This window comes from Corynebacterium matruchotii (genome assembly GCF_011612265.2).
GTDB lineage: Bacteria > Actinomycetota > Actinomycetes > Mycobacteriales > Mycobacteriaceae > Corynebacterium > Corynebacterium matruchotii.
The window spans coordinates 2,004,305-2,018,066 of record NZ_CP050134.2 but is presented as its reverse complement, the minus strand read 5'-3'; the positions used below and the strand labels follow the sequence as shown (position 1 = coordinate 2,018,066).

The window sequence follows — 13,762 nt, the reverse complement described above, 5'->3', positions numbered from 1 at the left end:
GCGTGATCGGTAGGTGCCGGATTGCAGCCGATTTGAGACGAGATTCGATGGTGAGGCGAAGCCAAAAGCTCTCCTTTCATATCAGCATGGTGGGGCATATTACTAGCGATTACAGAAGAGGAGCTTTTGCTTAGGATTAGCCTGCGGCAAGCAATGTGCTCCGCTTTGATCATGTCAGTCTCAGCCTTGACTTGGGCTAGTTCAACCGTTTTCGAAACCTTATATGAAGCTCCACATGAGACTAGTCAGCAATTCGAAACTAAGTTCGAATTATGGGGGTGGTTATGTCTTACAACCTCGCTATACTCGCGGTAAAACCATGGCATGATGCATCACAATACAGTTACAACTACGACGAGGACCCAATAGGAGGAAAATGCATCTGAAAATACCCCCTCACCAATAAGCCTGTTCAACGTGACCAGATCTGAGTATAAAGGGTTAACGTTAGTCCATTTCGCATCACTCTCGCTCCGCCCCAATGTTGTCATACTGGGATGCGGAATACTTCATCGCAAGGAAGATCCGTGAATATTGCTGTTATCGGTCAAGGTCGGCCGAAGAAAACTACCCCACTCAATGCCATGGAATTTATAGGGCCAACAGGGAATGTGGTCGTGGAACTTGTGCCTAATGCGCTGGTAAAAGCGGAAACCATTGCCATGAAGACGGCCGGATTATCACCAACGAGAAAACAAAAGGTTGGCTATGCGCCGCCTGCCTCAACCGGTTTCCCGGCGGCAGCGCTCGCGGCAGATCCTCAAGGTGCACAGTATGTCCTGGACCTGATTCCTACGATGGAATGGGCTAGGCGCGTTGCTGGCACCGATGCTTCCGCTGTGCGGACCAGATTCGATGCGCTGGACGATGTGCTGTTTGAGGCTGCGCCGCGGGTGATTCCACCGATTTTTGACGAACTAGCACGTATTTTCGCCAAGGTGGAGAAAAACACTTATGCCAGGCACTATTACGCCAAGGCACGGCAGGTTGAACGAGATTACGATCTTCCCATTGATACGTCGCAGCGGGCGGCTACTTTTGTCGAGTTTTTCAATCTGGGTGTTGTGGGCGTGCGGGAACTGCGCGATCAGGTGCGTGCTGATTCGCAGTCTTCCGTGCAGGTGCTGGTTGCGGTGATGCGCGCCGGGGTGGGAGCGTATGCGGGGGTGCTGCAGGACATCCCTGAGGATAAGCATCAGTACTTTCTTGAGGCGATTCTGGGATCGTCAGGTTTCCGCAGGTCGGAGGCGGGCTTTTTTCAGGAGGCTCACGAGTCGTTGCGGACGCTGACATCGAAAAACCCTGATTGTCGGGCGGTTTTGCGCAAGTCCCGGCCGGCGCATCTTACGGCGGCGGAATTTTTATCGTTGCTCCATGATTGTGACGCTATCCCGACTCTAGCGGCGGATTTGGTTGATTGGCTGGAAGGTCTGGGATACAGAGAAGTGTTACCATCTGATCGCAGATTGGTCGATGCGGTGCGGAGCATGTCGTTGTCGGGCTTGTCGCTTGTGCCCCGTTTTTCGGTTTTTCCCATCGACCTTGTGGACGCATTGTGTGCAAGCGGTATTGAGTGGAATGGCGATTTTAGTGAGGAACTGCGCTGGCAGGACTGGGCGAGCGACTCGAATCGGTGTGACTTGGCGGGGATTTGCTCCCATAAGCGGCTGCGTGGGTGGCTTGTCGCAAACCTGAATATTAGAACTATTGCGAACAATTTTGATGCGTTTGCGGCATCGAAGCCCGCTCGGCGGTTGGTGAGTCTTGTGTTGAACCGCTTGGTGAAGACAAAGCAGCAACTTGCTGGCTCCGGGCCGGAGTGGGATATTTTCCAGACTCAGCAGTTGGCATATGTGTTCGATAAGAGGTTTGTGTCGATGAATTCCAAAGCAGTGGCGCAGCTTCGAGACTTTGATCCAGTAGCAGAGTTGCAGTTACGTATTAGTCGTGGGGTTATGAGCGAATTGGCCTGGCCAATGCTTGAGCAGGTTTGCAAAAGCCATAAGAGCTTTGAGCTTTATGATGCCTACCCTGCAGTTGCGGTACGGAGTGGGCAAAGCATTGAGATGATTGACGGTGATGCCATTGTGGCACGTGGCCGGTTGCCCAAAGATTGTCGCACCCTCGATTCGGCTTGGTTGGTGGGGGAGCGGATCGCGGTGCGTTATGACGATGCTCATGGTGCCCGCCATTGTCGACTATTGGGGGCCCGCACCCGCAATGACGGTGAGTTGCTTGCCCCCTGGGGGTCGCAGGAATGCAACGGCAAGGTTGTAGGCACCGGGCCGCATTATGTGCTTGTCGACGACGTTGCAATGGTGTGGGAAACTGGGGAGATTGTCGACATGGATTATTTTTCACCACTTAAACGTGGCACCAGTGTGCCTGGCATAAAGATTACTGGGCTGCGGCGCACTAGAATTCCCGCCGATCATGAGTTTCTTATGTCGGATTCACTCGTGGTTTCGGCCCACCCCACCACGGCGGATGGCCCTTGTGGAGTAAGTAATGGCGCGCATATCGCATTGTCTTTTGGGCCTCGTGGCGGCACCGGTGATTATCGATTGGTCACACCATTGGGTAGTTTCCGGGCACCAGTTCCCCTGTGCGCGGCACTGAACCGTCCTGGCGGTGGGACATGGCTTTTGAGTCGGGATCGGATGCTTATCGATGTTGATTCAGGGCTTTCCATCGCTCAGGTTGCTGATGGTATCGGCGAGGTTCCGGTGGGGGCATTAAACCAGCTCCGACCCCGGGATCTTAGCATGAGCACCGCGCTGCGGGCCGTTACCACGGAGCAGGCTGAAGAGCTATGGGAAAACCCGGAACTGGCAACGATCGAAAAACTATTCGGCTCCAATTCGGTGATTGCGGAATCGCTATTATCTTTGGTTTCTAAGGTGCGGCAGCTCCATGGTTGGTTTGGTGCGGCCGATTATTCCGAAACGAATAATATGAGTGAGGCGGCATTATCACTGTTGTTTACAGTGACCGGCCGCACCGGTCGGGGCTCCCGAAGCGTCAATCCATACCATGAGGCCACCAAGCTTTGGGAGGTGCTCAGCCGCCTTGATTCGGATCCGATGCCGGCCGCTACAATGACATTCCGCTGGTTGGACTATATTGGCCGGGAGAAGACGCTTGTGGCAGGATTGGCTGGCCGGCATCTGGATCCCGACGTTGTTGCAGAGGTGTGCCGTTTCCTGCTATGGGCTACAGAATTAGGAATATTTGGTTCCGGGTGGCAGAGCCGAGATGCGCATACCGGTCACTATGATGGTGACCGACATTGGCGGTACAACCGTAACCGGGTTTTGGTATATCGGCCTGATTCGGTCGATTCCCGCTTTCCGGATCTTTCGCTTACCCGTTCGGAATTCATCTATTATCTGGGGGTGATTCTGGCGTGGTCTCGGCACCCGGATCGGCCGGATCGGTCGGCGCAGCTCGCGGCCCACACCATTCTCACCCCGGAAACGTGCACGTATATGTTGGGCGGCCTTGTGGTGAGTCCCGGCGAAGGCGTGCCTGCGCCGGCAGTGCGAAACCGGTACGGGTTGAGTCAGCCGGATATGCATGTTGCCATTGTCCAATTGCGGGGCTTGACACGGATTGATTGCGTGCTCGGCGCTGGGGTGAATGCAGATTTTTCCGAGACCGGGCTAGACATCGCTGCCATGGCAGCACAACTGAATGCGAACACCGGCAAGCCCATCATGCATATCACCGCTGGCCAGTTTCAGCAGGCAATGCCCCAATTCGACGATCTTTCCTGGCTCACTAACGTTGCCTTATCCGAGACCACAGGGGTGCCGATTGGTTTGGATGAATATTCCGCTGGTGATTATCTGGCGACGTTGCTCCACCTTATCGGCAACACGAGTCTCGACGATCCCGCACGCGGAGTGTTTCGGGAGAAATTACAGAACCTGAAAACTCATGGGCAGCAGCAATTGGCTGCTGGGGAGTGGGAGGTCGGAACAATCGATATTGTGGGGGCGGCTGATTATCGGAAACTTGATTATTTTACCCGGAATACCATGCCCATTCGGGTGCTGTTAGAGGGACATCTTAATGAGTTGCTGATGGATTTGGGGCGCACCGGTGGGCCAGCGGGGGATCCTCATGACCCATTGGTGTCCGTCCCGGAGATTGTGGCGGAGGTGGCGAACCGATTTGCGGTTTCCGCGGATAGCGCCAGGTATTTTCTGCAGGTCTTGGCATTGGCCGATCCCACCGATGCTCACGTTCGTGCCTGGAATGGGTGGCGAAAATCGCAGCTTGATAAGGCCGCTGCGCCACTTGTAGCGCAGGGGCTCCTGGTGCGGGGTGAGCATCCTGGCGCTGGACGTGGCCGGTTCCTGCCGGGTGCTTGGCAGGACGGAATAGAGGCTAGCAAGGCTGTTCGATATTTGGTGTGGGAGGACATGGGGCCAATTCTCACGAAATGCCCACCGTTATGGTCTATGGATCGACTTTTCGCTGCGGCCTGGCATGATTACATCAAATAGCTAGGTTGCGCACAAGTATTCGACCGGGTGGCATGGTGCACGCCTGGTTCGAGTGACGGTGTGTGAGAACTAGTAACGGGGCAAACAGGGGTTTGCAGTGCGCAGATTGTTTTGAGTGATTTTTTTCACATTGAAACCTACGGGGAAGTAACCTACGCTTCCGTAAAGGTATTGCTGTTATTTTTGGCAACCCAATCGAAAACCTAAGTGAAGGAACGTGGAATGAACCTTTCCCCCTTGCATGCAATCACTAATGTTGGTGTGCTTCTCGGAGGTCAAGCTTCGGCATGGCAAAAGAACCTGGCAGCATTTGGAACGGACTCATACATCCGCACCCAATTGGAAAACCTCATTGATGCTGCTCAGCTCAAGATTGCTCCCGTTGTGCGGGAAGTATCCCAGATTGTGCCAGGTGGCCTGACCCGGCTACGCCAGATCATTGCCGCAGAATCTGCAGATGATATCAAGCCGGAAGAAATTGATGCCGAACCGGCGGTATCGGTTCCGGGGATTCTGCTGGGGGAAATCGCTGCCGTTACCCAACTCGGTCAACTGGGTTTCACCCCAGAAAAATACACCGCGTACGGCCACTCCCAGGGCATTCTGGGGGTAGAATGCCTCACCGAACTACCTGGTGACAATTGGGTCGATGACGAGAAACTCGTCAACTATGTGGCCTTTGCTTTCCTCCTTGGTGCAGCCGCATCCCAAGCCACCTTTGGCAGGATGATGTCCGTTCAAGGCGTGCCAGTAGAATTGCTGCCCATCGCTCCCGGCGTGATCAACAGCCCCATTCGGGCAGTCTATTCCGGGGACAGCGCCGAATTGGCGGCAGTCAAGCGTGCGGTGACGGCAGCCGTCGATAAGTATAATGCCACCATTGACACCCACGAGCGCGGCGGGGAACATGTGGATGTCACCTTCGCCGACCTGGGAGTGAAAGCCGCATTCCACCATGAACACAACCGTGAGGCTGTCGCACAGGCGGTCGAATGGTCGGAGAAATGTGGCCTTAATGCGGTGGATGCTCAACGGCTCGGCGACTACATTCTCGTTGACCCATATGAGTGGAAAGTTGGCGAGCACGACTACCTGCTCACCCTCGACAAGGCGCTAGGCCAGATCACCTGCGAACAAACTGACGCCATCATCCTCGATGGCTCCACCCCGGCTAAGCGTGACGATCTCGCCACCCCCGGCACTGAACTGCCCAAGCTCATCAACTTTGATGATTTCGCGCCGCGCGTCATCGAGCTCCCCACCGGGGAGCGCAAGGTTCAAACCGCCTTCAGCCGGCTTACCGGCTTGTCGCCCATCATCCTGGCCGGTATGACCCCCACCACCGTGGACGCCGATATTGTTGCTGCCGCAGCTAACGCCGGCCACTGGGCGGAAATGGCAGGCGGCGGCCAGTATTCGGAGGAAGTCTTCAACTTCAATAACGACAATCTCCAAGCCCAATTGGAGCCCGGCCGTAGCGCCCAATTCAACTCCATGTTCTTCGACCGGTACATGTGGAACCTCCAATTTGGTCAACAGCGTATCGTTTCCAAGGCTCGTGCCGCAGGTTCTGCCATCAACGGCGTCACCATTTCCGCCGGCATCCCCGAACTGGAGGAAGCCAACCAGCTCATCGCCGACCTGCACGCTGACGGATACCCCTACATCGCCTTCAAACCGGGCACCGTCGCTCAAATCCGCAGCGTTTTGGAAATCGCCGACGCCAACCCCGAAACCGACATCATCGTACAAATTGAAGATGGGCACGCTGGCGGTCACCATTCCTGGGTCGACCTGGACGATCTGCTGCTCGCCACCTACAAAGAGCTGCGGCAACGCCCCAACGTGGTCATCGTCGCCGGCGGCGGCATTGGTACTCCCGACAAGGCTGCACAATATATTTCCGGCGACTGGTCACTGAAACACGGCCGCAAACGCATGCCTATCGACGGCATCCTCGTCGGAACCGCAGCCATGGCCACCAAGGAAGCCAAAACCACCGACGAGGTGAAACAAGCCCTCGTCAACACCCCTGGCATTAACGAGGGCTGGGTGGGCCGCCTCAAGTCTGATGGTGGCATGACCTCGGGGCAATCACACCTGCTTGCCGACCTGTACGAGATCGACAATGATTTCGCCCGGGCCTCCCGACTCATTACCTCACTTGATCCCGATACCTACGCGGATCACGCTTCGGAAATCATCGAGGCAATCAACAAGACCGCGAAGCCCTACTTCGGCGACGTCGAACTGATGACCTACGCCCAATGGGTCGAACGCTTTGTCGAATTGGCGTATCCTTTCACTGACCCCACCTGGGATGACCGATTCTTCGACCTGCTGCACCGCGTTGAGGCCCGACTCAACCCCGTGGACCATGGGGAAGTGGAAACACTCTTCCCCGAGATTGCCGACATCGCGGACGCACCTGCGGCCGTCGACAAGCTCCTGGCCGCATACCCACAGGCCCGCGACATCACCGTGCAACCCAGCGACGCCGCCTGGTTCATCACGCTCAACCGTAAACACCACAAACCCATGCCCTGGGTGCCCATCATCGACGGCGACCTCAAACGGTGGTTTGGCCTGGACTCCCTGTGGCAAGCCCATGATGACCGTTACCCGGCACGCGCAGTGCGGGTCATTCCTGGCCCCATCTCCGTCGGCGGCATTACCCAGGTAGACGAGCCTGTCGCCGACCTATTGGGTCGTTTTGAAGCCGCCTGCGTAGACAAAATCGCCACCGAAACCGGCGAAGTCGAACCGGCCTTCTCCCGGCTTGCCGACACTCCGGCGGAGACCATCTTGAAGTCCCGCACCATTTCCTGGCATGGTCACCTGATCGATAACCCGGCCTACCACCTGCCGGAAACTGCCTTCGACCTCATCGAAGAAGACGACAACCAGTTCATTCTGCGCATCAACGCCGACTCCACCTGGGAGCACCTCCCTGAGGACAGCCGCCCCTACCATGTCAAACATGTTGATATTCCGCTGGAGTTGCCGGAATCTGTTGCTACCGGGGCCAGCCCGGTCGTGTCCCACGACCGTCTCCCCGATGCGGTATTCGCCCTGCTCGCAGGCGTTGCCGGCGTGGGCTCCGTCTCCGCAGCTGGTGACACCATCACCGGCCTGCCCGAGGTTGACAACCGCGGTGACGTCCACGACAGCTTCCACCTGCCGGCCAAACTGCCCCGCACCCATGCCGGAGTGGCCGGCGGCAACCCTGCCGAAATTACTCCGGATGTGCTTGTTGGCCCCTGCTGGCCCGCAATCTACACCGCCCTAGGTACCGGAAAACTAGCTGATGGATACCCAGTTATCGAAGGTTTGCTCAATGCCGTCCACCTCGACCATGTGATCGATTTGAAGGCAGACCTTGCCGAGCTTGCCGATGGCCGCCGTATCGACGTCACAAGCCGCTGCGCATCCATCGCCGAATCCGCCTCTGGGCGCATCGTCACGGTGGAACTGGAACTGTATTCGGACGGCGAACAAGTAGCCACCATGATGGAACGTTTCGCCATTCGCGGCCGCCAATCCGGCACCAACACCCCCGTGCCGGCCCCTGCCTATGGTGGCGTCACCGGGGAAATCGTCGACACTCCCCGGTCCTTCGTCGACCGTGCCGTAGTCACCGCGCCCGCCGACATGACCCCATTCGCTACTGTCACCGGTGACTACAACCCCATCCACACCTCCTACAACGCCTCCCAGCTCGTGGGCCTGCCCGCGCCACTCGTGCACGGTATGTGGCTGTCCGCCACCGCACAACAAGTTGCTGGTCGCCACGGCGCAGTCCAAAGCTGGACCTACTCCATGTACGGCATGGTGCAGCTCAACGATGAGGTCGAAATCACCGTTGAACGGGTCGGACGCATCGGGCTGCAGCCCGCATTGGAAATCACCTGCCGTATCGGTGGGGAAGTGGTTTCCCGTGGCCAGGCCATTCTTGCCGAACCCGTTATCGCTTACGTCTACCCTGGCCAAGGCATCCAGGCCAAAGGTATGGGGCAAGGCGATCGGCAGGCCTGCCCCGCCGCCCGCGAGGCCTGGGAGCGCGCCGACAAGCACACCCGGAAGTCCCTGGGCTTCTCTATCATTGATGTGATCGACAACAATCCCACCAAACTGGTGGTGGGGGACACCACATTCCGGCACCCCAAGGGTGTGCTCAACCTCACGCAATTTACCCAGGTGGCCCTGGCTGTTGTTGCCTACGGGCAGACTGAACGCCTCCGGGTGGCCGGCGCCCTGTCGTCACAAAACATGTATGCGGGCCACTCCCTGGGCGAATACACCGCCCTGGCATCTCTCGCAAACATTTTCGATCTCGAAGCCGTCATTGACATTGTGTACTCCCGCGGCTCTGCAATGCACTCCCTGGTGCCCCGCGATGAACAAGGCCGCTCCAACTACGGTTTGGGCGCCCTGCGGCCCAACATGATCGGTGTTGCAGCCGAAGACGTCAACGACTACGTGCAACGCGTCGCCGAAGAATCCGGCGAATACCTGGAGATCGTGAACTACAACATCGCAGGTCAACAGTATGCTGTTGCCGGTACCCTCGCCGGGTTGGCGGCACTCAAAGACGCCACCAACCACCCCAAGGCCTTTGTCATGATCCCCGGCATTGACGTGCCATTCCACTCCGCAGTGCTGCGGCCCGGTGTGCCGGCATTTGCCGAAAAACTCGACGAACTCTTGCCACAAGAGATCGACAAGGACGCTTTGGTGGGCAAATACGTTCCCAACCTGGTCGCACGCCCATTCGAACTCACGCAGGACTTCATCGACGCCATCCTGGCGGTCGTCCCCTCCACCCGATTGGCCAAATGGGATCTGGACAACGCCGACGAAAACAGCCTGGTTCGCACCCTCATGATCGAACTCCTCAGTTGGCAGTTCGCATCCCCGGTGCGATGGATCGAAACCCAGGAACTGCTCATCAATAACGTCGATGAAATCGTCGAAATCGGCCTCGCGGCATCCCCAACCCTGACCAACCTGGCACTACGCAGCATGGATGTTCTGGGCGTACACGTGCCAGTGTTCAACGTGGAACGTGACCAAGATGTGGTCATGCTGAACGACGTCGCCCAGCCGCCGGTCTTCGAGGAACCCGAAGAAGAACCCGCAGCCGAAGAAACTGCACCGGCTGCCCCGGCAGCCCCAGTGGCACCCGCTACTGATGCCCCGGCTGCGGCACCAACCACTGCGCCTGCCGCCCCGGCGGCAGCCGCCGGTCCGGCACCGGAACTCAACTTCACCGCCGCCGACGCCATCAACGTGCTGTTCGCCTTCCAAAACAAGATCCGCGTCGACCAAATCGCCGGCAGCGACACCACCGAAATCCTCACCGGTGGCGTCTCCTCCCGCCGCAACCAGCTGCTCATGGACCTGTCCGCCGAGCTGGGGGTGGCCGCCATCGATGGTGCCGCCGACGCCGAAATCACCGTGCTGCACCAGCGCGTCAACATCGCAGCCCCCACCTACAAGCCCTATGGTCCGGTACTCACCGATGCCCTCACCGCTACCCTGCGGCAACTCTTTGGCTCTGCCGGGGTCAAACCATCCTACGTCGGTGAACGCGTTACCGGTCCCTGGGCTCTGCCCCAAAGCTGGGTCCCCTGGGTTGAAGCGGAAGTGCTTTTGGGCACCCGCGAAGGCGAATCCGTCCGCGGTGGTGCCCTCGGTGAATTGCCGAACAAGGTTGCGAATAAGTCCGAGGCTGATGCCCTCATCGACGAAGCCATTCAGGCGGTCGCACGCCGGGAAGGTGTGAGCGTGTCCCTCGGTTCTGCCGGCGGTGGCGCCGGAGTGGCGGTGGACTCCGCAGCCTTGGATGAGTTCGCCGAAAAGATCATCGGCTACCACGGAATCCTGGCCGAAAACGCCCGCACCATTCTGGCGGAGTTGGGTCACCTCCCTGACCCCGAGGTGCAGAACCTCGATGATGACGATGTGTTCGTCGCCCTGGATGCCGAACTGGGTACCGGCTGGTTGCAGGATGTGCAGCCCGTTTTCGATGAGCGTCGGGCTGTCCTGTTTAACGACCGGTGGGCCATCGCTCGTGAAGAACTGGCCCGGGTAGCCTTGGGTGAGATCACCGCTGAGCCAGGCCGTTTCGCTGGTTTGGGTGACGTGATTGCCGGCCAGGCCCGGTGGTGGGCCGAGCGGCAACCGGAACAGGCCGAAGTGCTGGAGCGGATTGCCGCCGAGGCTGCAGGTGAGGCCGAGGAACCATATCGGAATGATGTGGCCATTGTGACCGGCGCATCCCCGGATTCGATCGCCAGTTCGATCGTCGAAAAGCTGCTGGCAGGCGGGGCGACCGTTATCATGACCGCTTCGCGGGTCGATCAGGCACGGAAAGAATTCGCCCGCATCATGTTTGCCAAGCACGCATCGGTGAGCGCCAGCCTGTGGCTAGTGCCCGCTAACCTGTCCAGCTTCCGGGACACGGACGCCTTGGTTGCGTGGGCCGGAACCGAACAAAAAGCTTCGGTGGGCGGCACCACCCAGGTGACCAAGCCGGCGTTGATCCCCACGCTGCTCTTCCCCTTCGCGGCACCCAAGGTGTATGGTCTGTTGACCGATGCCGGTCCCGCGCAAGAAAACCAAACCCGGCTGCTGCTCTGGAGCCTGCAACGCCTCATCGCCGGTGCCGCTGCGCTGCAGGAAGACAGCACTGTACATGTGGTGCTGCCGGGTTCGCCCAACCGCGGTACCTTTGGTGGCGATGGTGCGTACGGTGAAGTGAAGGCCGCGCTCGACGCCGTGGTCAACAAGTGGAAGGTGGAGAAGGGTTGGCCGGAAAAGGTCACCCTGGCGCACGCCCACATTGGGTGGGTCGCCGGTACCAACCTCATGGGTGGCAATGACGCCTTGGTGCCCATTGCCGAAGCCGAGGGCATCCACGTCTACCATCCGAACGAAATTGCGGATGAGTTGCTGACCCTGGTTACCCGCCAATCGCGCATCCACGCTAAGGTTGCGCCGCTGGATGCGGACTTCACCGGCGGGCTTGCCGACGCCAAGATCTCGCTGCCAGAGCTGGCCGCACGTCTCGAACGCGCCAGCGAATCGACGGATGAAGAAGACAAGCCAGCGACCATCAAGGCCCTGCCCACCCCCGTCTGGCACGAGCAGCCGGCAGCCATCGACACCAATGACATCACCCAGGACCTGGACGACATGGTGGTCATCGTTGGTGTGGGCGAAGTCAGCTCCTGGGGCTCTGGGCGCACCCGCTACGAAGCCGAATTTGGTATCAACCGCGATGGTTCCGTCGACTTGACTGCCGCAGGTGTGCTCGAACTCGCCTGGATGATGGGCCTGCTCACCTGGAAGGAAGACCCAGCCCCCGCCTGGTATGATGCCGACAACCAGGCTGTTGCCGAGGAAGACATTTACGATCGCTTCCGTGACGAAGTGATTGCCCGTGCCGGCATTCGGGAACTCACCGATAAGTACTTCCTCACCGGTCAGGGCTCTATCGATGTTGCCACGGTCTTCCTGGATCGGGAGATCGAATTCGTGGTGGACTCCGAGGCAGAGGCCCGCGACTATGTGGCGGCTGATGAAGAAGGCACCCGCATTTACCGCAATGAAGATGGTGAATGGGTGGTCCGCAAGCTGAAGGGTGCCATTGCCCGGGTGCCGCGCAAGGCCACCCTGACCCGTACGGTTGCCGGCCAGATGCCGGATGGTTTCGACCCGGCTCGGTGGGGGATTCCGCCGGCAATGCTCGATGGTCTTGACCGCATTGCCGTGTGGAACCTGGTGACCGCCGTCGATGCCTTCCTGACCGCCGGCTTCAGCCCCGCCGAATTGCTGCAAGCCGTGCATCCGGGTGATGTGTCCTCTACCCAAGGCACCGGTATTGGTGGCATGGAAAGCCTGCACAAGGTGTTTGTCACCCGCTTCCTGGGCGAGGCCCGCCCCAGCGATATTCTGCAAGAGGCCCTGCCCAATGTGGTTGCGGCTCACGTGATGCAGTCCTATGTGGGTGGCTATGGTCAAATGATCCACCCGGTTGCCGCTTGTGCTACCGCCGCGGTTTCCGTGGAAGAGGGCGTGGACAAGATTCGCCTGGGCAAGTCCGATGTGGTGATTGCTGGTGGCATTGATGACGTGCAGGTTGAATCCCTGACCGGCTTCGGTGACATGAATGCCACCGCGGAGACCGCGGCCATGCACGCCAAGGGCATTGACTCCCGGTTCATCTCCCGGGCCAACGATCAGCGGCGTGGCGGCTTCCTGGAGGCAGAAGGCGGCGGCACGGTGATCCTGGCGCGCGGCAGCGTGGCCAAGGAACTCGGCCTGCCGGTGTATGCCGTGGTGGCGCACGCCCAGTCCTATGCCGACGGTGCTCACACCTCTATCCCGGCTCCGGGCCTGGGTGCCTTGGGTGCCGGCCGTGGCGGTAAGGATTCCCGGTTGGTCAAGTCGCTGCGGTCCCTGGGTCTCACCCCAGATGATGTTCGGGTGGTGAGCAAGCACGATACCTCCACCAATGCGAACGATCCCAATGAATCCCAGCTGCACACCGTGCTGTGGCAGCACTTGGGTCGGGATGTCACGAACCCGATGTTCGTCATCTCCCAGAAGTCCTTGACAGGTCACGCTAAAGGTGGTGCCGCACTCTTCCAGATTGGCGGCCTGATTGATGTGTTCAAGAACGGTAAGTTGCCGCAGAATGCTTCCCTGGACTGCGTGGACAAAGCCATTGAACCAAAGGCGAAGTCCCTGGTGTGGCTGCGGAAACCGTTGGAGATCGGCGAGGTGAAGGCTGGCGTCCTGACGTCGTTGGGCTTCGGCCACGTTGCAGCCGTGGTGGTGTTGGCTCACCCAGGTGTATTCGCCAAGGTTGCTGGTGAAGAATGGCGGGAGCGGGCCACGAAGCGGCTGCGTGATGGGCAGCGTGCCTTTGAAACCGGCATGTTGAACCGTGGCGAATTGTACGTGCAGCCGCAGGATCGCCGCCTGCCGAAGCAGCGCACTGAGGCTGCCGAAATCCAGGTTATCCTGGATGACAACATTCGGTTGGGTGAGGATGGGTTCTTCCCGCCAGCAGCCGACTAATGAGCATGTGGGTGCTGCAGGTATTTGCGGTGCTTGACAGCTGAAAGCTCCCATCCCGGGTTGTTCGGGATGGGAGCTTGTGCCTTGCTATGGTGCTTAGGTGTGTGGGCTGAGTGGCAGAGTGGCAGGGCGTGGTTGGGTCTCATGGTGGTCGGCGACTACTT

At 58.9% G+C, this 13,762-nt stretch carries 2 protein-coding genes; both read left to right on the top strand.

The genetic code is table 11. The annotated features are described in order from the left end of the window. Positions 1-527 precede the first annotated feature (527 nt). Positions 528-4,511, top strand: a complete 3,984-nt coding sequence (locus tag HBA49_RS08960) for a hypothetical protein (RefSeq protein ID WP_005524168.1) — start codon at positions 528-530, stop codon at positions 4,509-4,511. Between the two features lie 222 nt (positions 4,512-4,733). After that, positions 4,734-13,598 carry a type I polyketide synthase gene (locus tag HBA49_RS08955; protein ID WP_005523951.1) on the top strand — a complete coding sequence of 2,955 codons (8,865 nt, stop codon included), beginning with the start codon at positions 4,734-4,736 and terminating at the stop codon, positions 13,596-13,598. Positions 13,599-13,762: the final 164 nt, after the last annotated feature.